This window comes from Nonomuraea basaltis, from assembly GCF_005893125.1.
GTDB classification, from domain to species: Bacteria; Actinomycetota; Actinomycetes; order Streptosporangiales; family Streptosporangiaceae; genus Nonomuraea; species Nonomuraea basaltis.
In genome coordinates this window covers 34,173-55,737 of the sequence record NZ_VCJS01000075.1, presented here as the reverse complement: position 1 = coordinate 55,737, position 21,565 = coordinate 34,173, and the positions used below count along the sequence as shown (strand labels likewise).

Genomic DNA, 21,565 nt, shown 5'->3' with positions numbered 1-21,565 from the left:
GCTGCTCGAGACGATGGTCACGCTGGCCGACCCCGGTGCTGGTGGCACCGGATAACCTGACCGGCATGTGGGATCTTCTGCTGCGGGGCGGGCCGACTCCGAAGGAACTTCCCACCCACCGCCCAGCGATAGACGGTGGTCATGGTCTGTGACCTTTGTCGAGCCCAGGGGTGAGGCGAAGACGCTCACGCACGAAATTGTCCTAGAAGGCACGCTCCCGAACCGTCCGAGACCGATCCTTGGTGGCGAGCCCGCGCCGCAGATCCAGCGGGCATTCGGGATTGGTGGCCACGGCTACGCGGACGTTCCAGCCGTAGTGGCGGCGCGCCAGGATCGTCAGCACGCCGGGGCGAGCAGTGCGGGTTGGCAGCCAGCTCGGCGTGAACGTCGTTGGCGGGGTCGGTGGTCAACTGGTGCGCGAGCTCCGTGTCCAGGCTGGGATTGGCCGCCGCTCGCTTCCGTACTCTGTCGTCGGGGTCGGCGGCCAGGCCCGCCAGGACGTTGGGGGCGAGGAGCGCTGCTACTTCTCACCGACATTTCTGGCCCGCCACCGGCGCAAGCGCTGTCCAAACTGACTGACCGAAAACGCTGCTACTTCTCACCGTCGAAATCAGCAAGTAGGTGCTCGGCGACGGCGGAGTATCTGGCGGCGGTGTTGTGGGAGATCCCGAAGACTAACGACAGATGAAGCGGGTCCGCCCCTCCGGCGACAGCTTCGTGCAGGATGCGGTCCTTGCGTATCCGGTCGACGCTGCATCCGGCGCGGTTCATTCGCAGCGTCACGAATTGTTGGCTGATCGGGGCGGTGCCGTGGGCGGTCTTGTCGCTGATGAGGACGTGGGGGTTGTGGGTGTGCGCCCAGGTGGTGCGGCGGTGGCGCAGCCAGCGGCGGAGTACTCGATAGCTGAGATCGCCCACTCGTTGGCGGCGGCCAGCAAGGGTGATGCGCCGGTTGGCCAGGTCGAGGTCGTCGAGTGTCAGGTGCCGGATGGCGCCGGTGCGTGCGGCGTTCTCGGCGGCCAGGGCGATGATGACTCGTCCGGCGAGGTCATCGGCCTGTTGCTCGGTGGCCCGGATCTCCTCGTCGGTCATCGGGAGCAGGGCGAAGTCCGCTGGGCGGCCCTTCAACCCGGTCGTCGGGTTGGAGAAGACCAGGCCGCGCTTCTTCGCGAATCCGAAGAGCGATCGCAGGGCGCTGTTCGTGGTGGCGCGTCGTGAGCCCGGTTACCCGGCCGGTCGCGGTCAGTGTGGAGTCGCAGGCTTCCAGGGTTGGGGGGTGCTTCAGGCAGCGCGATCCGGACCAGCCCGGCCGCGGCCGATCCGCCACTGTTTGCGACCGTGCACGCGCTGCAGGCCACGATCACGCTTGCGGCCAGCAGAAACGAACGCAGTTTAATGATCATGTCTTCCTTAGCGGAAGAGTGTCACATATGTAGACGTCGTCTAGGAATGTGACGATGACATTAGAACTGCATTACAGAAGTCGTCAAGAGGCGTGTACCCAGCGCAGTTTTCCTGCGGTGGTCAGGAGTGCCAGCGCGCCGTCGGCGGTGTAGGCGGCAGAGGCGGTGCCCGGGTGCGTGGCCACCGAGCGGCCGGATCCGTCGACCACCTCGGCCGTCCCGCCGTAGGTGATCACGAAGGTTGCGCCGGAGGGATGGGCGCGGATCTGCGCCTCGTCGGCGATCTCGCGTGTCCACGTCTGCTTGCCGAGGGGGTCGACACCTCGGATGCCGGTGAACCGCCTGTCCTTGCCGTCCTTCCAGTGGGCGTACACGACCAGGCCCTTCGTCCCGGCGGCGCATCCGGCGACGGCTTCGAGGCTGGTGGTGATCGGCACTGGCTTGCCCGAGGGGGTCAGCAGGTAGGCGCGTTCCCCCGTGACCACCGCAGTGGTGCCCGACGTACAGATCGCCCTGGCCGGTTCACCGATCGTGTTGCGGGAGGTCTCGCGCCAGCCCCGCCGATCGTGCCGGAACCACAGCACCTGCTTCCCGGTGGACGCGACCGCGATCGTCCTGGACGCGTCCTCCGCCCAGGAGAAGCCGCTGTCCACCGGGATGCGCTTCTCCTTGCCCTTTGGCCGGATCAGCCGCAGCCTGCCCTTTTCCGAGCCGTCGCTCTCGACGATCACCGCGTCGGAGGCATCACGTGCCGTCAACACCCGCTTGATCAGGGCATCGGACTTCGCGAACGCGCCGGAGAGGGAACGCGGCTCAGGATCGGGGCCCTCTGCCGCACCGGAGAACACCGGGTCGGGGCAGCGCGCCTGGCAGACCACGTCGGCACCCTCGGAGTAGGCCGCCGTGTCCCGCCAGACCTCCCTGCCCGCCCGGTCCAGCCCGTAGAACGCCTCGCCCCGGTTGTCGGCCACCACGGCGCCCTCCGCGGACACGGCCACGATCGCCGGGGGCCGCGCGTCGGGCTGAGCGGTCGCGGTGCTGCAGCCGGTCAGGAACACCAGCAGGGCGAGCACGGCTCGGGACATCACAGATGCCTCTCCTAGGCGAGTGAGGGTGCCGCGGCACCCCCGTCACGTGGTGTCAGGCCTTGTTGGTGGTGCAGACGCTCCGTGGGTCGACGCCGGAAACGTCGAAGGTGAACTTGGCGTCGACGTGCCACCTCTTCTTGTAGGCCACGTTCCTGTAGGGCTGCTTGGAGTGCCAGCCTGGCTTGATGTCGTCTCCGGATTCCCACTCCCACAGCGTCTTGTCGGGCCGATCGGGCAGGGACTCGCGAATCCTCAATCTGACGTTGCTCTTCTTTCCGAGCTTCCGGCCGTTCTCGGTGCCCAGGAAGTATTTGATGTTGTCGACATGGTCAACGTCAGAGTTGCTGTCCGGCGTGTAGAAAACCCTGAGGATCCCGTAGTACTCGTAGTCGGTGTCGTCGTCTGCGCACTTGCTGTCGTAGAGCTCCCGCTGCCCGCTGGTTGCCGAGGCCGAGACGGTGGCCGCCGGGATGATCGACAACGCCAGCCCCAGAGTTCCGAAGATCGCGGTCTTCCGCAGGATGCTTGCCATTTGCGCTGTGCCCTCTCGTGCCGAGGATGATTCGGTTGCGAACAAAGGGCAAATATAGGGAGGTGCGGTATATCCGCGGTATGTTCCCGTTCGGCCGTAACGGCGACCAGCCACGCACACCACCCGGCCGTGTCCCTGGACAGACCCGGCCACGACGACTGGGAGTCCCCACGGCGCAGCCGCACCCCTGGAGAGCGCAAGGCGGCCGAACGGCCGGACCCCCCGCTTCGCAGCTCCCTCAGGACGACGACACCGTCTACTCGCGAGGGTTCGGTCACTGGCGTGATCCACCGACTACGGCTCTCGCCGCACCTCAGGCGGCATCGGCCTCCCCGGGTTACCTGTATTCCAAGTGGGGTGCGAACTGGCACCCGACTTCCCCTGCCCATCGACCTTCGAGGTCCCGACTGCATGATCGGCCCTTGGGTCTGGGCGCGCCGAAGGCTCCGGCGCATCGCCCCTTGGCTCATTCCCCCGCAATCGCCCCGAGGCTGCTGCTGGCACCATCAAGTGGACTGGTTCCCCGGGGGTATCCCTCTAGGTGTGGGAAGTGATCTTGCTGGGAAGCAAGTGATCTGTGGGCGGGGGGCCCACTTTCGGGGGAGAGTCATGTCGGCAATCGAGGGTGTCGGCGACCAAATGTCGACCACGCTGGGTGAAGTCCGGTCTACGGTGAGGGGCGTGGCCGGTGAGCAGCGGGAACGTCGCCCGATCCGGGAGCTGATCGATGATCGGCTGTTGGATGAGCTGCTGGTCCGGTCCCGGGATGAGGCGGGAGGGCTGCGGCTGACCGGCGAGGGCAGCATGCTCGGTGATCTGGTCAAAGTCGTGCTGGAGCGGGCCTTGGAGGCCGAGCTGACCGCGCATCTGGGCTACACCCGGCATGAACAGGGTGCCGGTGCGGCGGTCGGGAACGCCCGCAACGGGAAGATCGGCAAGACGGTGCAGACCGGGGTGGGGCCGGTTCGGCTGGCGGTGCTGCGGGATCGGGCCGGGAGTTTCGAACCGTGCTGGTGCCCAAGCGGGCGGGCCGGGTCTCCGGTGGCCTGGATGACATGGTCATCTCGCTGTACGCGCACGGGATGAGCGTCCGGGACATCGTGCACCACCTGGAGCAGATCTATGGCACCCGGCTGTCGGCCGAGACCGTCTCACGGATCACCGAGCAGGTGATGGGGAGGTGAAGCTCTGAAGCAGCGCCTGACGCACTCGATCGGCTTGGCGCTCCCGCTCGCACACCTGGGTGGCCAGCCAATGCGTCAGCCGCTCGGCATCGGCCACGGTGCATTCGCTGAAGTCCAGGAACGCGCGGATCTGCGCCCGGTGGCGCTCGGCGGTGCGGCCTTCCCAGTCGAACAGGCCCAACTCGGCGGCGGAGACCTTGACCTGGCCGGCGACGAACGCGACCGCCTCGTCCGGCAGTTCGGAGCGGCCCTCGGGAAAACGTCCGTGCTGGGCGAAGAACTTCAGCCATAACGCCAACGCCAGCTTGGACGGGCCGGTCCGGCCGGTCAGCAGGTCCGGCTCCTTGCCGATCAGCAGCCAGTGCTCGATCAGCTCGCCTTCATCCAGGGTGCGCGCCACGGGGTGCCGATCCCTCTTCTACGCTCAAGGAAGATGGCGGCCTGGCGGCCGCCGCGGGCATGCCTGCAGGGAAAGTGCCGAGAACATGCGGAGGCGGCACTTTCCTTCCCCGAATCGGATCCCATCCTGGACATACATGCTGTGCGGTATCCCAAGAACCCGCGAAGTGCCGATACCGATTGGCAAGTCGGCACTTCGGTTCCGGTAGGCGGGTCGCCCCCTTCCGGCATCAACCGATCGGTTGATGCCGGAATCCACCATCCCGCTCTCCGGCCGGACGATCCGCCACCCCCCGCCCCGCGCGATTCTCAAGGCATGCAAACACACCAGGAGCCCGCCCTCCGCACCACCGGACTCCGCAAAGCCTTCGGCGACCACCTGGCCGTCGACGACATCCACCTCACTGTCCCCGCCGGATCCTTCTACGGTCTGGTCGGCCCCAACGGCGCTGGCAAGACCACCACCCTGGCCATGGCCGTCGGCCTGCTCCGCCCCGACGCCGGCAGCGCCGAGATCTTCGGCGTCGACGTCTGGCGTGACACCGTCCAGGCCAAGGCACTGATCGGCGTGCTGCCCGACGGCAACGCCATGCCGGAACGGCTCACCGGCCGCGAGGTTCTCACCTACCTCGGCCTGCTGCGCGGGCTGCAGCCCGCCGTCATCGCCGAACGCACCGACGAGCTGCTGCAGATCCTCGAACTCGACTCCGCGGAGCGGACGCTGGTCATCGAATATTCCACCGGCATGCGCAAGAAGATCGGTTTGGCTGTCGCCCTCCTGCACGCGCCCCGCCTGCTCGTTCTGGACGAGCCCTTCGAGGCCGTCGACCCCGTCTCCGCGGCCACGATCAGGGCCATCCTGCGCAGGTTCGCGGCCAACGGCGGTTCGGTGATCATCTCCAGCCATGTCATGGCCCTCGTCGAGCAGCTCTGTGACCATGTGGGCGTGATCTCCGACGGCCGCGTCGCGGCCGCGGGGCCGCTGGCCGACGTACGCGGCGCCGCAACCCTGGAGGAGGCCTTCGTCGACCTCGTCGGCGCCCGCGCCGGAGGAACGGAGGGGCTGGCGTGGCTCACCTCCTGACCCTCGGCCCAGGTGCCTTGGCACAGCACATGATCCGCATGCGGCTGGCACTCATGCGCAACTCCCTGCGCGGCGACAACGCCTCCAACCTCTACACCGGCGTCGCGGCCGGACTGATCCTGGCGTTCGGAACGATCGCCGTCGCCGTTTTGTGGCCCGCCTACCTGCCCCTCACCCTGACGGTGTGGTTCTCCGGCTGGATCTTCGGCCCCATCTTCATCGGGGGCGGCAGCGAGGCCCTGCGTCCCGAATACTTTTCCATGCTCCCGGCCGCGCCGGGCCGGATAGCGGCGGCGCTGCTCGCTGGAGCTTTCGCGGGTCCCGCGCCTGCGGTGAATCTCATCGCCCTGCTGTCCCTGCCCGTGTACGGCTGGCGCTTCGGCCCGGCCGGGGTGCTCATCGGCCTGGCTGCAGCCGTCACCACGCTCATTACCATGGTGATGATCTCCCGCGTCATCGTGGCGCTCATCGGGCTGTTCGTCCGATCCCGTGCCACCGCGGCGGCCGTCGGCATCGTGACCGGCACCGCCATCGCCTTGTGCAGCAACGGCTGGGCGCCCGTCGCAGCTCTGGGCGGCACCGGCGCCTGGTCTGAGGTCCTGGTCCGTGTCCTGCCCTCCGGATGGGGTGTGGCCGCCATCGAAGCCCCCTGGCTCCTCGCCCTGGCCATCCTCGTGGCCAACGCCGGTGTGATCGCCCTTCTCCTGGCTGCTTGGGCAGGCCTGCTGTCGCGGCGCGTCGTCTCGGCCGCACGCGGCGGTGTGCCGCCCCGCCGCGGCACGCCCCGCCCCTTCCCCACCACCAGCGGCGCCCGTGTCGCCGCTGCCAAGGAATTGCGTGTCTGGTGGCGCGATCTCGTCCGCATCCAGCTCCTTGCCACCGCCTTCTCCTACGCCGTCGTCACCCCTCTCCTGCTCGTCACCATCGACGCTTGGATCATGGTCCCCTTCACGGGACTCATCGCGATCGTGATGGCCGCCGCGTCCTCGGCCAACCTCTACGGCGCCGACGGGACCGCTCTCTGGCTCACCCTCATGACCCCCGGTGCGGAACGCGCCGACGTACGTGGACGCCAGCTGGCGTGGCTCCTCATCGTCGGGCCGGCCGCAGTGCTCCTGTCCCTGGCCGGCACTCTGGTCAGCGGCCAGGTGTGGGCCTGGCCGTGGGTGCTCGGCCTGCTCCCCGCCCTCCTCGGCGGCGGCGCCGGACTCATCGTCCTGCTCGCCGTCACCTCGCTCGTCCCCGGCACCGACCCCCACAAACGCGGCGGCAACCCGCTCAGCACCGGCGCTGACGAAACCGCCGAAACCAGCCTCGCCTGGCTCGTGCTCGTCGCGGTCCCCGCCACCGCCCTGCCCGCGGCCGGTGCCATTCTCCTCAACCCCTGGGCCGGCATCGTCACCGGTGTGCTGACCGGCGCCCTCAGCGCCTGGGGACTCGGCAGGATCGCCTACCGCAGGCTCGAGAGCCACGGGATCGATCTGCTCAACCTCATGAAGCATGGCCCGGCACCCCAGGCCGGCAAACCCACCACCGCGGACCTGCCCATCCAGCACCGCATCGGCGTCACGATCAGCTACACCATCGCCTGGCTTCCCTTGTTCCCCCAAGGTCTCGTGCCCATGGTCATGAAGATCTTCGGCATCGAGAACCGCTCATGGTTCCTCGCCCTTCATCTCCCACCGATCTGGCAATGGCCCACCATCATCTTCATGATCGCCCTAGGGCTGCTCATGTACGGCTACGCCATCCTGATCCCCATGCGCCTAAACTCATCCTCGTCTGCCGCGACCAGGTAAAACCCGTCCATACCGAGAGAAGGGGCAGGCCCCGGATGAACGACCCCTTCCCGCCTTCCGCCTGGGAGCGGCGCTTCGAGCGCGTCGTCGAGATCGTCCCCTTCATCACCCTCGCCGTCTCCCTGGTCATCAGCCTGGCCTCACCCGACCAGCCCGAGGACGGGATCCTCCGTACTCTCGCGCTCACCGCCCTGGCCCTCGCCTGGATTGTCGGCACTCACACCCTCCTGCCCGCCGCCGTGCGCGGACGCCGGGTCGTCGTCACCATCCACTTCGCCGGTATCCTGGCCACCGCCGCGTTGCTGGCCTTCCACGACCCCATCTTCCTCATCTACTGCGTCTCCGGCTTCTTCCTCGCCGCCCACTTCGCTCCCTCCAAGTGGACCTTCGCCGCCGTCGCCGCTACCTCCTTCGTCCTGTACGGCTCGACGCTCGACTGGTCTCAGGCCACCATCCAGCTCATCGCCTTCTATCTGACGATCATCGCCGTGCAGACCGTCGCCATCGGCGGCGGCTCCATCGCAGGCATCAAGATCGAGGACCGGCAGCGCAAATACCGGAAAGCAGTCAGCGACCTTCAGACCGCGCTGGAGGGCAACGCCGACCTCCACGCGCAGCTCCTCACCCAAGCCCACCAGGCCGGCATCCTCGACGAACGCCAGCGCATGGCCCGCGAGATCCACGACACCCTCGCCCAAGGTCTCACCGGCATCATCACCCAGCTACGTGCCGCCCAACGCGTCGAGGACTCCGACACCCACGTCAAACTCGCGCTCAACCTCGCCCAGGACAGCCTCACCGAAGCCCGCCGCTCCGTCGCCGCCCTGCAGCCCCACCAGCTCGAAGACGCCCACCTCCCCGAAGCCATGACTACCCTGGCCCGCAACTGGAGCCAGACCACCGGCGTAGACCTCCACGTCGAAGTGACCGGCGACCGCGTCCCCCTCAGCCCCGCCATCGAGGTCACCCTCTTCCGCGTCGCCCAGGAAGCCCTCGCCAACGTCGCCAAACACGCGGGCGCCACTCGCGCCGGCCTCACCCTCTCCTACACCGGCGCCGTCGTCCTGCTCGACATCCGCGACGACGGCACCGGCATCCACAACCCCAACGGCAAGGGATTCGGCCTCAGCAGTATGAGACAACGCCTGCGCGGCGTCGGCGGCTCCCTCGAAATCGAGAGCAGACCCGGCGAGGGCACCGCCGTCAGCGCCACCGTCCCCGCGCTCCAAGGAAACCCCCGGTGATCCGCCTCCTCATCGTCGACGACCACCCCATCGTCCGCGACGGCCTGCGCGCCGCCTTCGAAGCCGAACCCGACATCCACGTCGCAGGCGAAGCCGCCAACGGCCTCGAAGGCATCGACCGCGCCGCAGCCCTCAAGGTCGACATCGTCCTCATGGACCTGCGCATGCCCGAAATGGACGGCGTCACCGCCATCACCGCCTTGCGCCACTCCCACCCCAACATCAAGACGCTCGTCCTGACCACCTTCGACGGCGACTCCGACGTCCTGCCCGCCATCGAAGCCGGCGCCACCGGCTACCTCCTCAAAGACGCCCCCACCGACGAACTCCTGCGCGCCGTCCGCGCCGCAGCCGCCGGCGAGCCGGTCCTGTCCCCCTCCGTCGCCGGCCGCCTGATGGGCCAGGTGCGCAGACCGGTCAAGGCTGCCCTTACCGACCGCGAACTCCAAGTCCTCGCCCTCGTCGCCGACGGCGCCTCGAATCGCCAGGCGGCCGCCAAACTCTTCATCAGCGAGGCCAGCATCAAGACCCACCTGCTGCACATCTACGACAAACTCGGCGTCCGCGACCGCGCCGCCGCCGTCGGCGAGGGTTATCGACGAGGTTTGCTCAGATAGTCGACCAACAGCCCGCCCTTGATATCAGCGAGGGTGACACTCCGTCACCACGCTTCTGATGAACCCGGGCGGACGGTCGGTGAGTCATCCTGCGCTGCGTGGATGTCGCCTGGCGCGTTGGGGCGGTGGTCGAGACTGAAGCGGACGTCAGAGTCCAGGCTGACGCGGTGGGGGCCGTTTTGGCTGTGGAGGAGGCCGCCGTCCTTGAGCGCCTGTTCAGCGTCGAGGTGGTCTTGCCGCCAGACCTCGTAGTCGCCGCGGCCGTGGAAGACGTAGGCGGCCAGCAGCGTATTGGCCTCCTCATCGGCGAGCGGGGCGCGGTATCGGACGTTGTCAGCAAGGGCGCGGCGCTGGTCGTCGGTGAGGACGTCCAGCCGGGCGGAGACGGTACAGCTGTGCGGGGGAACGCGGCGGAGCGCGACGGGGCCGGCAAGAGCGGGATGTGCGTGCGCGTGGCTCAGCGCCGTGGTCACCCGTTCGAGCGTCCAGCCCAGCGCTGCGGCGAGTTCGTCGGCGGTGAGCGGGATGCTGGTGGTGGCCAGCGCGGTGAGCACGGTCAGGGCGTCGGTGTTGAGGTCGGGCTGTTCGGTGTCGGCTGCGGTGGTTGTTCGGGCGGGCGTTGGTGGGTCGAGCGCCTCGATGAGGTCGGCGGGGTGCAGATCGAGGCGGCGGGCCAGTTCGATGATGACCTTGGCGGGGAGGACGGTCAGGCCGTCAGGGACGTCGCCGGTGTGCAGGTGATGTGGGTGGATGCCGAGGAGGTCGCCCAGTTCCCATAGCGACAGCGTGGGAGCGCGGGGTGAGGCCGACGTCGGCGCCGTACTTGCAGGGGTCGCGGTGCAGCCAGGGCGCGTTGAGGTTGAGCCGGCCGCAGGTGCGGATGGTCCGCTGCAGCAAGACGGTGGCCGGGCTGCGGGTGGGGTCGTGGTCGTTGAGGAAGAGCGGCTCGTCGTCGGCGGCGTTCTGCCGGCGGCGTAAGGCCTGGTGGGCGGCGAGCAGGTGCCGGGCGTGCGGCGGGATGAGGATCGGGCCTTGGCAGGGGCGCGCGGGGTTAGGTGGCGGCGGCAGGCGGCGCGGAAGGTGGTGAAGTCGGCGGCCGGTAAGGCGGGCCACGGTTCGCGATGCTCGGGTCGGCCGGGTGCGGGCAGCGGCAGCACGTCGGGCAGATCCTGCGGGCGGATCACCTGATCGGGATAGCCGGTTTCGACGATCAGTTTCATCGTCGGGCCGAGGGGTTCGTCTCCGCTCCAGATCAGCCACAGCCACGCGCCGAGGTCGTCGGCCAGGGCGATCAGGTCCGCGATGCGCTCCAGGGGCAGGGTGTTGGCGCGGTCGATGAGCAGGCCGGTGATGCCGGTGGCGGTCAGCCAGGCGCGGGCCAGTTCCCATCCGGTGCTGCCGATCTTGTCGTGGCGGAGCCCTTCGGGGTTCTTGCCGAGAGCATCACGGGCGACCCGGCTCGCCGGACGGTGACCAGACCCGCCTTGTTCACGCCTCCTGCCACCGGAGCTACCTCGCCCGGCGTCGCAGGAGCCCAGCACAGCGAACCTGAACCGCCCTTCGGGGCTTGCTTGAGCCGTGTGCCGCGAGGAGTGGCACGCACGGTTCTGAGGGGGCCTCGGTGCAGCAATGCACCGGGGCTACCCGGCGAGCGGGGGGCCTCGAGGAAGTGGCGGAGCCAGCGGGCCGCGGCTGCCCGGCAAGCCGGGGCGCAGTACGATGTGCCGGTCCTATGTGGGTGTCGTCGGGTTGACCAGTCCGGTCCGGTAGGCGAGGACGACGGCCTGGACCCGGTCGCGGAGTCCGAGCTTGGCGAGGATGCGGGCGACGTGGGATTTGACGGTCGCCTCGGACAGGTGCAGGCGGCTGGCGAGTTCTGCGTTGCTCAGGCCCTCGGCGAGCAGGCGCAGCACGTCGAGTTCGCGAGGGGTGAGCGTGGCTAGGTCGCGGTCGGAGGTGGGCGGTTCGGGGCCGCGGTGGACGAACCGTTCGACGAGGCGGCGGGTGATGGCCGGGGCCAGCAGCGCGTCGCCGGATCGGACCATGCGGACGGCGGCAACGAGGTGCTCGGGCGTGACGTCCTTGAGGAGGAAGCCGCTGGCTCCTGCGGTCAGCGCCGTGTAGACGTAGTGGTCGAGGTCGAACGTCGTCAGCATGATGACGCGCGGTTCGTCGGTGGCGCCGGTGAGGATTCGCCGGGTGGCTTCGAGGCCGTCGAGTTCCGGCATCCGGATGTCCATCAGGACCACGTCGGGCCGGGTGCGTTGGACTGCGTCGACGGCCTCGGCGCCGTTGGTGGCCTCGGCGACCATGTCGATGCCGTCGGCGGTCAGGATCATCTGGAAGCCGGCGCGGATCAGCGCTTGGTCGTCGGCGAGCACGACTCGCAAGGATTTGGTCACGTGCGCTCCAGCGGTATGTGTGCGTCGACGCGGTAGCCGCCGGTGAGCGGTGGTCCGGTACGCAAGGTTCCACCGTAGACGGCGAGCCGTTCCCGTAGGCCGATCAGCCCGTGCCCGCCGCCGGTCGCGGCCGGCGCGCCAGGTGTGCCGCCGGTGTCAGTGACCTGCACCCGCAGGTGGCCGGCGCCGTATTCGACGTGCACCGTCGCGGTGGCGCCTGCCGCGTGCTTGACCGTGTTGGTCAACGCCTCCTGGACCACCCGGTAGGCGGCCAGTTCGACGCCGGCCGGCACCGGACGCGGGTGCCCGGATCTGGTCAACGTGACCGGCACCCCGGTGTCCGACAACCGGTCGACGAGCGCGTCGAGGCGGTCCAGGCCCGGCTGGGGAGCCAGGTCCGCCGCGCCGGCGGAGTACGCCCCGGCGCTGTCGATGGTGAGCAGGCCCATGACGTGGCGCAGCTCCGTCATCGCGGCCCGGCCACCGGCCTCGATCGCCAGCAGCGCCTCCTGGGCCCGCTCGGGAGCGGTGTCCATGACCTTTCGGGCGGCGCCGGCCTGGACGATCATCACGCTGACGTTGTGCGTCACCACGTCGTGCAGTTCGCGGGCGATCCTGGCCCGTTCGTGCTCGGCCGCGCGGACCAGCGCCTCGATCTGGTCCCGTTCCAGTGCGGACATTTTCGCGCGGCCCTCGTCGGCGCGGCCCTTCCAGCGGCGCAGCCCGTTGGCCGCGACCAGGATCGGGAACAGGATAAGGAACGGGATGACGGCGTCCGGAACGCGGACGGCCACCACGTTGCCGTAGAACAGCGCTCCCACCAGCAGGCTCGCCAGCGCTGGCACCCGGTGGGGGCTGTGCACCGCCGCGGTGAAGCCGGCGATCAGGCAGGTGATGAAGGAGAGCAGCAGCGCGATCGGGTCAGCGGCCAGCAGCGGCGCCATGCCCAGCACAACCCACAGCATCGTCAGCGGCCGGCGGCGGCGGAACACCAACGGCACGACTGTCAGGAGCATCAGCACTGCCCAGGTGGACCCATCCAGGTCAATCGGGGGCGGCTGCCGTGGGCACGCGGTGACCTTCGTGGACACGGCCCTCGCAGTGCGTCGACATGGCGTACGTTTCCGCTCCATCGCACTCCGAGGGCCGAGGCGCTGGCGTTCGTGTCCGCGGACTGACCCGAGCGGGGTCAACACGCACTCAACACGGGCTCAACATCGGCCTGCCTATCTTCCTGTTCACCACACGAAGAGGGAGACGAAATGAGTTTCATGAGAGTGGCCGCCATCGTCCTCGGCGCCGGTGTCATCGCCGGCGGCGCGCTCCCGGCCCAGGCAGCCTCAAGCAGCGCCCGGGTCGACGCCTACATGGCCGCGTTCCCCGGCGGGACGAAGGTCGGCAACAACGAGATCTCCTGGCAGGGCGGCGACGTCCGCGTGGTGCTGGCGGCCACCGCCAAGTCCTGCCCGGCCGGCTACTACTGCGTCTATGAGCACCAGTACTGGCGCGGCGCGATGGGCGCGTGGCGGGCCTCCGCGGCCAACTGCAAGAAGTTCAACTTCACCGCCTACTGGCGGGACAAGGTCTCCTCGTTCTGGGCGCGCGGCGGCTGCGAGGCCGCCACCTACTTCCTGAAGAACAAGAAGAAGTGGCAGCCGGATCAGTTCGAGCCCTTCGAGGGCAAGAAGGCCTGGGTCCGGTTCAACGACAGCTACGACTACGCCGCCCGCGGCTACCTTTAAGCGGTCAGAGCTGGACGCTGAACAGCACGACGGCCCGCAACGGGAGCCCGCCGGCCAGCACCACCAGCGAGGAGCCCAGGGTCGCCGCGCCGCCGGCCGGCAACCGCTGGGTGAGCAGCCCGTGCAGCCGGGTGCCAGTCTTGTGCAACACGTGCCCCGTCGAGGTCCACATGTTGCCATCCGTCAACGTTGTCGAACCACGCGGTGGAATTGAAATTGGCCTCGCCAAACGTAGCCTCGTGGGTAAAGGTCGCCTCCTCGAACCATGCGTCGAAGATGAAGATCGCCTTGTCGAATCGAACTATACCGGCGAAGATCGTCTTGCCGAACGACGGTGCGACCACGAACACGGTATGACTGACCGGCAGCGCCAGTCAGTCATACCGCCATTGGTTCAATGCTCTCGTGCGCCGATCGGGAAGAAGGCCGCCTGCCGCCTCGTGGTCCTGCTCGCCGGCCACGCCCCCGCAATACCGGGCGCTGTTCAGCTGATCGGGTTTGCAGTAGCGTCGAGGTAAGCCGCCGCTCCACCTTCTCCGGATCTTCTCAAAGGAGCGCCGGTGTCGATACCTTCCCCATCCGAGGCCCAGATCGTGTGGGAAGGCGTCTCGGAATCGTTCCTCGCCAAGATCTCGGGTGGGCTGTTCGGCAGAACCTATCGACTGAGCCCTGATTACTTGTACATCTGCCGAGGCGATTCCCTCGCGAATTACGAGGCGATCCCACTGACCTTCATCCGCGACGTCCAACTCGACCCTTCAGCCAATACGCAGGCTGCAGGTGATGTGGTCATCTCGGTGTGCCGGTCGGACGGGATGGAGACCATTCATCTGGCGTCGATACGCGACCCCGCCGCAGCACGCGACCGGCTCAAGGAGGCGGTGAGGCAGGCCGGTCAGCGCCGTCGGCGAGCCGGTAAGCGGCCGCCGGAAGACGTGCTCGCCGAGATCTGGCAGCTGCACGCCTTGCACAAGAGAGGCGCGGTATCTCCGCCGGAGTTCGCGGCGAGGATGACGGTCCTTTTCCAGCAACTGCTCTAGTAGGCGAGAAGGCCCAGGGTTTCGGGCATCTCCAAGGCCGTCAGCCTCCGTTCGGGGTTGGGTTCTCCTTCCGCGCATTCTGTGATCAGTTCGACGAGGGTTCGTCGGTCTTCGGGCGAGAGGCCCTGAAGCACGGCAATCAGGCCTGTCGGTAAGGCTCGCCCCACCAGCCGCCATCTATGACATTCGCGCTGGTGAGCCGGATAGCGATCGCATGAAACTTGGACAGTCACGCGGGTGATCGGGTAGCGGTGGTGTGAAGGCGAGTGCGGCCCTGCGCGAGCCGGTTCAACTCTTACGCGGTCACCTGGGGGTGACGGTCTCGGGGGTTTTCCTCCTCGTCCGCCGACGCTGAGAGTTTGTTCTGCGGGCCGCGGACGGCGGCGTAGACGAACAAGACGCCCATGACGATGACGCCTGCCCACATGGCCTGCTGCCAGCCGTCGACGAAGGACTGCCGGGCGGCATCAACCAGCGCCTGCGCGCGGGAGCCGGCAGTGCCCGCGGCCTCGATGGCGTTGGCGACGCCTTGGCGTGCGGCGTCCGCCGCGCCCTGGGGGATGCCATCGAGCTTGTCGTCGACGGCACTGCGGTAGCCGCTCGCCAGGAGTGCGCCGAGCAGGGCGACGCCGAGTGCGGTGCCGAACTCGCGGGTGATGTCGTTGAGCGCGGAGGCGACACCCTGCTTCTCCCGCGGCAGGGAGCTGGTGATGGCCTCGGTGGAGGGGGTCATCGACAGGCCCATGCCGATGCCCATGGCGAGCATGCCGGGCAGGATGGACAGGTAGCCGCCGTCGACGGAGACGATGCTGGCTATGAGGGCCAGACCGGCGCCGAACAGCGCAATTCCCGCCGCCATGGTCGAGCGGGCGCCGATACGCGCGGCCAGCTTGGGCGCCAGGCCGGAGGTCATCATCATCAGCACGGCCATGGGCATCAGCGCCAGGGTGGACAGCAGTCCCGACCAGCCGAGGACGACCTGGAGGAACGGGAAGAGGACCACGAAGACACCCGCCTGGACACCGAAGAGCACCAGCAGCGTGATGGAGCCGCTGGCCAGGCCGCGCTCGCGGAAAAGGCGCACATCCAGCAGGGAGGCGTCGCTGCGGCGCAGCTCCCAGGCCACGAAGAAGATCAGGGCCACAAGACCGACGACGAGACTGGTCAGGGTGACAGGGTCGCTCCAGCCGCGCTCCGGGCCTTCCTGCAGGACGAAGATGAGGCCTACCACGGCGACGACGGAGGCCAGAGCGCCCATGGTGTCGAAGGAGTGCCCGGAGTGCTCGCGGGAGTTGGGTACGGACCGCATCATGCCGAGCGAGACGACGACCAGGATGACGGGCAGCACGAACAGCCACCGCCAGTCCGCCACGTCCACAAGCAAGGCGGACAGGAACATGCCGATGATGCCGCCGCCTCCGGCGACGCCGGTCCACACGCTGATCGCCTTTCCGCGCTGCTCGTCGGGGAAGGTCGAGGTGATCACAGCGAGGGTGATCGGCATGATCATCGCCGCGCCCACACCGCTGAGCACGCGGGCGGCAATCATGACCTCGGATGACGGGGCCAGGCCCGCCAACGCGCTGGCGGCTCCGAAGATGATCAGGCCGGTGATCAGCATGGACTTGCGGCCCAGCCGGTCACCGATCGCGCCGAGCGGAAGCAGCAGCGCGGCCAGGGTGAGGGTGTAGATGTTGATGATCCATAGGATCGTGGTCTGTGAGGCGCCGAATTCGACGGCCATGTCGGGCTGGGCGACGTTCAACCCGGTCACCGAGGCGATGACCGCCATCAGCGCGACACAGACGGCGATCAGGATGGTGCGCAGTCGGCGCGCGTCCGGCGCGCCCCTGCCGCTTGCTTCGGCGGCTGCCCCCTGTGCGGGCTGGTTCGTGTTCATGAGTTCCTCTCGAAAAGGGCAGGTCAAAGGGGTAGGCGAGGTCGGTGCCGTGGCGCAGTCTGGGCGCCACGGTGATGAGCCTGGGGAAGGCGCCTCAGTCGCCGGGGGCGCCAGGGGGATGGCGCCCCCGGCGACGGCGGCCGATCGGGGTGCGGACGTCAGGCGGTGGCAGGGCCGCCCTCGGCCGCGGCGAGGGCCGCGTCGGTGTCCGCGGTGGCCAGCAGGGCGTTGATGTGGGAGCCGGCCAGAGCGCCGGCCGCGGCGGAGGCGCCCACCTGGGCGGTCAGGTCGGTGGCGTTGCCGGCCACCCACACCCCCGGCACGTCGGTGGTGCCGGCCATGCCGGAGGCGAAGCGGCGGCCCATGTTGTAGGGCAAGTCCTCCATCGGCGGTTTCAGGCCGTCCAGGCCCTCGGTGCGGGCCTGCATCTCGGTGATGACTGCGAGGACGCGGCGGGCTACGCGCGTGCCGTCGGTCAGGCGTACCCCGGCGATAGCGCCGTCCTCGCTGTTCACGACTTCCTGCACCGGGGTGTCGATGATGCGGATGTTGCGGGCGGCGAAGCGCGCACGGCCGTCCGGGTCGAGTTCGGTGCTGCGGGTGAAGTAGATCAGGTCGTCGGTCAGCTGGCGGAACACCAGCGCGTGGTGGATCGAGGCGGGGCTGGTGGCGAGGATGCCGATGGGCTCATCGCGCACCTCCCAGCCATGGCAGTACGGGCAGTGCACCACACGGTGCCCCCAGTGCTCCGCAAGGCCGGGTACGTCGGGCAGCACGTCCCGCAGACCGGTGGCCACCAGCAGGCGGCGCGCCGTCACCGTCTGGCCGTCGGAAGGGTGACCGAGAAACGCAGATCGCCCTCAGCCGACGGGGCGGCAGGCTCGGCCGAGATCACCTTGCCGAAGACGACCCGGCCGCCGTACTGGCGCACCTGCTCCCGGCCCCGCCTGAGCAGCTCGGGGGGCGGCGTGCCGTCCAGCACGATGAAGCCGTGCATGGCCTCGCCAGGCGCGTTCCGGAGGGTGCCACTATCGATCACGACGACCGAGCGGCGGGAGCGGGCGAGCATCAGCGCACCGTTCAAGCCTGCGGCGCCGCCGCCGATGACCACCACGTCGACGTCAGCCGGCAGCGTGTCGGTCGCATATGCGGAAGTCTGCACAGACATGTCCTCGCGTTCTTTTCCGTGCATGGCCCCAGCCGATCCGGGCCATCTACGTGCGACGATAACGCTGCCTTGCATCGAGAGCATAGGATGTTGCCTATGACGCAAGAAGATGGAGACCTGGACAGCCTCGTACGCAAACGCCTCCGCGCCCTGCGGGTCGCGCAGGGCTGGTCGCTGGAGGAACTGGCCACCCGTGCCCGGCTCAGTCAGTCCTCGCTGAGCCGCATCGAGAACGGCCAGCGCCGCCTCGCTTTGGATCAGCTCGTCACCCTCGCCCGCACCCTGGACACCTCCCTTGACCAGCTGGTCGAGACCGCCACCGACGACGTCGTCTCCAGCCCGATGATCGACGGCGCCCACGGCCTGATGCGCTGGCCCATCAAGGGCGACGCGAGAAGCAGCAGCGTTTGCCGGTCAATTTGGATAGCGGTCGGGCACTGATCGGGGCTGCAATGTAGGTGAGAAGTAGCAGCACTCAGGCGATCGAGATCACCTGAGGTCATCGCAGACTCTCGTTTCGGCGTGCACTCCACACGGCCAGCCCAGCAGCCAAGACAAGACCGCCGGCGAGCCATAGGATGCCCTGGAGTGGCAGGGCATCGACGACTGCGCCGCCGGCCAGCGCGCCGAGACCAATCGAGAGGTTGAACACCGCCACCCACAGAGCGGAGGCTTCCTCGACCGCTTGTGGCGCGGCCTTGATCATCCATGTCTGGAGGCTCGTGGAGACCCCGCCGTACACCAGGCCCCAGACCACGAGCAGCGTCACCCCGCCCGCGCCGGTAAGTCCTGCCACGGGGTAGAGCAGTACGGTCAGCCCCAAGGCGGCGGCGATGGACAGGACGGTGCGATGGAGCCTCTTGGCCACGGCGGCACCTGCGATGAAGTTCCCCACGATGCCTGCCACGCCGAATCCGAACAGCAGCGGCCCGACGAATTGCTCGTCGATGCCGGACAAATCCCGCAGCACAGGGCTGATGAACGTGTAGGCCGAGAAGTGGCCGGTCACGATCAGGAAGGTCGCCAGGATGCCGATCCGGACACCCTGGTTGCGGAACTGGCTGGCCAGTCGCCGCAGGCCGACGGGCTGAGCCGCCGCCAACGGTGGCAGCACGGCCAGCAAGGCGACCAGCACGGCAAGCGCGAGGGCGCTCAGCGCGCCGAACGCGATCCGCCAGTTCGCCAGCCCGCCGATCATCGTGCCGATGGGGACGCCGAAGACGTTCGCGGCCCCGACGCCGCCGAAGATGATCGCAGTGGCCCGCGGCACGTGTGAGGCCGGGACGAGCCGGACGGCCAGGGCACCGGCGATGGCCCAGAACCCGCCGATGGCCACCCCGACCAGCGCACGGGCAGCGATCAGGAGCGGATAGCTAGGGGCCAGGGCGGACGCCAGGTTGGCGAGCGTCATGAGTCCCAGCAGGGCGACGAGCAAGTGCCTGCGGTCCATCCTGCCGACGAGCAGTGGGACCGCTGGCGCCGCGACGGCAGCGACGATGCTGGGGACCGTGACCATCAACCCTCCTGCACCCTCCGACACCTACAGTGCCGATCCGACAGGGGTGAGCAGTCCGATGGGGAGCTGCTCTGCCGTGACCAGGAGGAATGTGCCGAAGGCTACGGCGGACACCGCGATCCAATGACTTTTCGGTGACGTGTCTCGCTCGCTCAGGGTTGGGTCCGTTGCCGTCACGTTGAATCCCCTCTCAATTCGGGAGCGATCGCTCCCAATATGGCGGCATACCCTAATACGGGAGCGATCGCTCCACAACTTTGGTAGGGTGGCAGCCATGGCACGGCCCCGGGAGTTCGATGAGCAGGACGTGATCGCCAAGGCGACCCACCTGTTCTGGTGCCGCGGCTACAACGCCACGTCCGTCCGTGACCTGGGCGCCGAGCTCAACCTCAAGCAGAGCAGCCTGTATCGGACCTTCAACGACAAGCGCACACTGTTCCTGCGGGCACTGGACCACTATCGGGCGACCGAGTCCGCGCAAGCCGAAGAGCAACTGAGCGTCCCCGGCTCCAGCCTCCAGACCCTGCGAGAGTGGCTGACCTGGATGGTCAACCACGAGGCCGGCCGCGGCTGCTTCGTGGTCAACACGGCCACCGAGCTTGGCACCACCGACCCCGCAGTCCGACAAAGGACCGAGGCTGCGTTCGAAGGCACCCGGAAGACCCTCGCGTCGCTCCTACGCCGTGGCATCCGCGACGGCGACCTGCCCACCACATTGGACGTCGACGCTGCAGTGGAGTCGCTGTTCACGACGGTGCTTGGGCTGCGCGTGCGCGAACGCGCTGGACACGATGCCCAACGGCTGTCCACGGCTATCGACTTCACGATCAAAATGCTCGCGGGACCTGCGACCTGACTGGCTGCCGGATCTGGGCGGCCCGCTCGTCACGCTTGACGGGTACGCCAGGAGCGTGTTCCGGGCCGTCAGCCGTCATCGGGGCCCTTTCCGGGGGAGGGAGTCGGGATTCGGCCACTGGCTGAGTGCGATTGCCGTGCCCTTCCTCGACGCTGCGATGATCGCCGCTGCTCGTCCCGCGTCAAGATCGTTCATCCTCGGCTTCGCCTGCGGGCGCTGCATCTTGACCCGCTCCTCCCAGCGGGGGACCAGGGCGTTGCCGAGGAAGGGCCAGGAAAGAGGTCAGCCGGCGGCCTTGCTGGCGACGGCGGCGGCGTCGGCCTGGGCGCGGGTCTGGGCGAGCCGATAGGATTCGGTGCCAGCCTCGATGATGTTCCCTGTCAAGTCTGCGTGTTGAGCTTCTTGCGGTTGTTTCGCCGGCGTCGTGGAGCCCCAGCGTGCAATGCCAGCCGGCGCCTGTCGCTTCTCAGCGACCAGCCCTGCACTCTGGCGACGAGACCACAGGTAACCATCCCGCGCGACTTCGGTGACGAGCTGACGCTGGGTCACTTAAGGAGAGTGTGGCTGGGCAGGCTCCCGCTCCGGGGGCGCGCCGGGACCGGCTCGGCCGGCCAGGCGAGCCTGAGAGAGCAGGGCCAGCACCCCCGCGATCAGATGGGGCCAGGCGAACAGTTCGAACGTGCTTGAGCAGCCATGCTGCGCGGACGACACGAACCAGGCGACCGGGTGGAACAATGCGGGCACCAGCAGCGCCAAGCCGACGAACGGCGCGCTCGGATGCGGGGCCAGCACGGCCCCGATAGCAGCCAGGCCGACCCAGATGTAGAGGCCCTCGGCAGTGTCGAGGTGGTATGCGGTCAGCGCCCAGGTGCCCTTCAGGTCCGCCCAGCAGCCGACGATGCCGGTGGAGGAGTAGCTCCTGGCCAAGGCTCGCCCGAGCACCAGAAGCACGACGGCGCTCCAGACGGCCGCCCGCAGTCTCGGCAGTTGGTGTCCCGGCCGGGTCCGCAGGAGGGCCATGACGGCGACCGCGTGGCAGGCCACCACGAGCAACTCGCCACTCGTCTGGCCGCAGGGGATGGTGTAGGGGACGAGGAGGGTCAGCGCGTTGAGCACCAACGTCACCGCGGCGCAGATCGCACCAACTTTCGGGAACTTCCGAGGCGCCCAGAGCGCGAGGAACGCCAGCACGAGGGGCAGCAGCGTCGAGGCGTATCCGGCGGTCCGCCAGACGACGATCTCCAGCGGGCTCGGCTCCATCACCTCATAGGCGAAATAGCCGCAGTCTTCGAGCATCAGGATGGATAAGAACTGCGGCGCGGTGGCGGCCAGGATGGCCAGGGCACGGAACATCGGCAGCCTCTCGCCAGGCGGACGATCACATGAGAGAGTAGCGGACCGGACGCCTCTCAGCGCCGATGGTGCAGCGGCGTGACGTTCGATTCGGGCAATTCCAGCTGCGCCCGCAGTTGCTGGTTCTCGAGGGTGAGCTGGTGGACGACTCGGACCAGGGCGGGGACGTCTTCCTTGATCTGCGCGAGTTCCTTGTTCTTGTTCGCGATCGTCTTCTTCAGCTTCGTGATCTCGGCGC

The 21,565-nt window shown here is 68.3% G+C and carries 22 protein-coding genes and 3 pseudogenes; 9 read left to right on the top strand and 16 right to left on the bottom strand.

What is annotated here, in order from left to right; all coding sequences use genetic code 11:
* Positions 1–202: 202 nt before the first annotated feature.
* The 4 genes from EJK15_RS31490 to EJK15_RS31475 all read right to left on the bottom strand — a co-directional run bounded on the left by EJK15_RS31490 (position 203) and on the right by EJK15_RS31475 (position 3,023).
* Entirely contained in the window at positions 203–343 is a 141-nt protein-coding gene (locus EJK15_RS31490; RefSeq protein WP_171074639.1) for a hypothetical protein, read from the bottom strand.
* A 248-nt stretch (positions 344–591) separates the two neighbouring features.
* Complete coding sequence (locus tag EJK15_RS31485) at positions 592–1,092, bottom strand: hypothetical protein (RefSeq protein WP_138714115.1); 501 nt, start codon at positions 1,090–1,092, stop codon at positions 592–594.
* A gap of 394 nt (positions 1,093–1,486) precedes the next feature.
* Entirely contained in the window at positions 1,487–2,488 is a 1,002-nt protein-coding gene (locus EJK15_RS31480) for a hypothetical protein (protein WP_138714114.1), read from the bottom strand.
* A 55-nt stretch (positions 2,489–2,543) separates the two neighbouring features.
* Positions 2,544–3,023: a hypothetical protein gene (locus tag EJK15_RS31475; RefSeq protein WP_138714113.1), complete on the bottom strand. Its 480-nt coding sequence runs from the start codon at positions 3,021–3,023 to the stop codon at positions 2,544–2,546.
* Between the two features lie 672 nt (positions 3,024–3,695).
* Between EJK15_RS31475 and EJK15_RS31470 the strand changes: the two are divergent.
* A pseudogene (locus EJK15_RS31470) lies at positions 3,696–4,198 on the top strand (transposase); the annotation flags it as partial.
* Here the strand turns inward: EJK15_RS31470 and EJK15_RS31460 are convergent.
* Positions 4,182–4,607 carry a DUF4158 domain-containing protein gene (locus tag EJK15_RS31460; RefSeq protein ID WP_138714110.1) on the bottom strand — a complete coding sequence of 142 codons (426 nt, stop codon included), beginning with the start codon at positions 4,605–4,607 and terminating at the stop codon, positions 4,182–4,184. The pseudogene EJK15_RS31470 and the gene EJK15_RS31460 sit on opposite strands and share 17 nt — an antisense overlap.
* 315 nt (positions 4,608–4,922) lie before the next feature.
* Here EJK15_RS31460 and EJK15_RS31455 point away from each other — a divergent pair, with 315 nt between their 5' ends.
* Genes EJK15_RS31455 through EJK15_RS31440 form a run of 4 tightly spaced genes read left to right on the top strand, consistent with a single transcriptional unit; the run spans position 4,923 to position 9,350 of the window.
* Positions 4,923–5,690 (top strand): ABC transporter ATP-binding protein, encoded by a 768-nt coding sequence (locus EJK15_RS31455; RefSeq protein WP_138714109.1) that lies wholly within the window; start codon positions 4,923–4,925, stop codon positions 5,688–5,690.
* Entirely contained in the window at positions 5,675–7,489 is a 1,815-nt protein-coding gene (locus EJK15_RS31450) for a hypothetical protein (protein ID WP_138714108.1), read from the top strand. Before EJK15_RS31455 ends, EJK15_RS31450 begins: the two co-directional genes overlap by 16 nt.
* Before the next feature lie 35 nt (positions 7,490–7,524).
* Positions 7,525–8,733, top strand: a complete 1,209-nt coding sequence (locus tag EJK15_RS31445) for a sensor histidine kinase (protein ID WP_138714107.1) — start codon at positions 7,525–7,527, stop codon at positions 8,731–8,733.
* Positions 8,730–9,350 carry a response regulator gene (locus tag EJK15_RS31440; protein ID WP_138714106.1) on the top strand — a complete coding sequence of 207 codons (621 nt, stop codon included), beginning with the start codon at positions 8,730–8,732 and terminating at the stop codon, positions 9,348–9,350. The genes EJK15_RS31445 and EJK15_RS31440 overlap by 4 nt, the downstream gene beginning before the upstream one ends.
* Positions 9,351–9,394: 44 nt before the next feature.
* Here EJK15_RS31440 and EJK15_RS31435 read toward each other — a convergent pair whose 3' ends face one another.
* The 3 genes from EJK15_RS31435 to EJK15_RS31425 all read right to left on the bottom strand — a co-directional run bounded on the left by EJK15_RS31435 (position 9,395) and on the right by EJK15_RS31425 (position 12,885).
* Positions 9,395–10,891, bottom strand: coding sequence for a hypothetical protein (locus tag EJK15_RS31435; protein ID WP_138714105.1), 1,497 nt, complete (start codon positions 10,889–10,891; stop codon positions 9,395–9,397).
* Between the two features lie 189 nt (positions 10,892–11,080).
* Complete coding sequence (locus tag EJK15_RS31430) at positions 11,081–11,752, bottom strand: response regulator (RefSeq protein WP_138714104.1); 672 nt, start codon at positions 11,750–11,752, stop codon at positions 11,081–11,083.
* Entirely contained in the window at positions 11,749–12,885 is a 1,137-nt protein-coding gene (locus EJK15_RS31425) for a sensor histidine kinase (protein WP_171074637.1), read from the bottom strand. The genes EJK15_RS31430 and EJK15_RS31425 overlap by 4 nt, the downstream gene beginning before the upstream one ends.
* A 129-nt stretch (positions 12,886–13,014) precedes the next feature.
* On the opposite strand from EJK15_RS31425, the gene EJK15_RS31420 reads away from it, so the two are divergent.
* The gene (locus EJK15_RS31420; RefSeq protein ID WP_138714102.1) at positions 13,015–13,494 is read left to right on the top strand and encodes a peptidase inhibitor family I36 protein; all 480 of its coding nucleotides are present in this window, start codon (positions 13,015–13,017) and stop codon (positions 13,492–13,494) included.
* Positions 13,495–13,498: 4 nt separating this feature from the next.
* Here EJK15_RS31420 and EJK15_RS74945 read toward each other — a convergent pair whose 3' ends face one another.
* The gene (locus tag EJK15_RS74945; protein ID WP_240777341.1) at positions 13,499–13,666 is read right to left on the bottom strand and encodes a hypothetical protein; all 168 of its coding nucleotides are present in this window, start codon (positions 13,664–13,666) and stop codon (positions 13,499–13,501) included.
* A gap of 25 nt (positions 13,667–13,691) precedes the next feature.
* Positions 13,692–13,838 (bottom strand): annotated as a pseudogene (locus EJK15_RS77745) (pentapeptide repeat-containing protein); the annotation flags it as partial.
* Positions 13,839–14,054: 216 nt separating this feature from the next.
* On the opposite strand from EJK15_RS77745, the gene EJK15_RS31410 reads away from it, so the two are divergent.
* Positions 14,055–14,534 (top strand): hypothetical protein, encoded by a 480-nt coding sequence (locus tag EJK15_RS31410; protein WP_138714101.1) that lies wholly within the window; start codon positions 14,055–14,057, stop codon positions 14,532–14,534.
* Between the two features lie 295 nt (positions 14,535–14,829).
* On the opposite strand, the gene EJK15_RS31405 is transcribed toward EJK15_RS31410, so the two are convergent.
* From EJK15_RS31405 to EJK15_RS74940, 3 genes are all read right to left on the bottom strand, one after another.
* On the bottom strand, positions 14,830–16,434 hold the full coding sequence (locus tag EJK15_RS31405) for an MFS transporter (RefSeq protein WP_138714100.1): 1,605 nt from the start codon (positions 16,432–16,434) through the stop codon (positions 14,830–14,832).
* Positions 16,435–16,592: 158 nt separating this feature from the next.
* Positions 16,593–17,252 carry an FAD-dependent oxidoreductase gene (locus EJK15_RS31400; RefSeq protein WP_240777340.1) on the bottom strand — a complete coding sequence of 220 codons (660 nt, stop codon included), beginning with the start codon at positions 17,250–17,252 and terminating at the stop codon, positions 16,593–16,595.
* Positions 17,249–17,602, bottom strand: coding sequence for an FAD-binding protein (locus EJK15_RS74940; protein WP_240777339.1), 354 nt, complete (start codon positions 17,600–17,602; stop codon positions 17,249–17,251). Before EJK15_RS74940 ends, EJK15_RS31400 begins: the two co-directional genes overlap by 4 nt.
* Before the next feature lie 96 nt (positions 17,603–17,698).
* Here EJK15_RS74940 and EJK15_RS31395 point away from each other — a divergent pair.
* A pseudogene (locus EJK15_RS31395) lies at positions 17,699–17,992 on the top strand (helix-turn-helix domain-containing protein); the annotation flags it as partial.
* Positions 17,993–18,101: 109 nt separating this feature from the next.
* Here the strand turns inward: EJK15_RS31395 and EJK15_RS31390 are convergent.
* Positions 18,102–19,142, bottom strand: coding sequence for an MFS transporter (locus tag EJK15_RS31390; protein ID WP_276615444.1), 1,041 nt, complete (start codon positions 19,140–19,142; stop codon positions 18,102–18,104).
* Positions 19,143–19,392: 250 nt separating this feature from the next.
* Here EJK15_RS31390 and EJK15_RS31385 point away from each other — a divergent pair, with 250 nt between their 5' ends.
* A complete protein-coding gene (locus tag EJK15_RS31385) occupies positions 19,393–19,974 on the top strand; it encodes a TetR/AcrR family transcriptional regulator (RefSeq protein ID WP_138714099.1) in 582 nt (193 codons plus the stop codon).
* A 282-nt stretch (positions 19,975–20,256) separates the two neighbouring features.
* On the opposite strand, the gene EJK15_RS31380 is transcribed toward EJK15_RS31385, so the two are convergent.
* Positions 20,257–20,523, bottom strand: coding sequence for a hypothetical protein (locus EJK15_RS31380; protein ID WP_138714098.1), 267 nt, complete (start codon positions 20,521–20,523; stop codon positions 20,257–20,259).
* Positions 20,524–21,327 (bottom strand): hypothetical protein, encoded by an 804-nt coding sequence (locus EJK15_RS31375; protein WP_138714097.1) that lies wholly within the window; start codon positions 21,325–21,327, stop codon positions 20,524–20,526. It lies immediately after the preceding gene.
* Between the last annotated feature and the right edge of the window lie 238 nt (positions 21,328–21,565).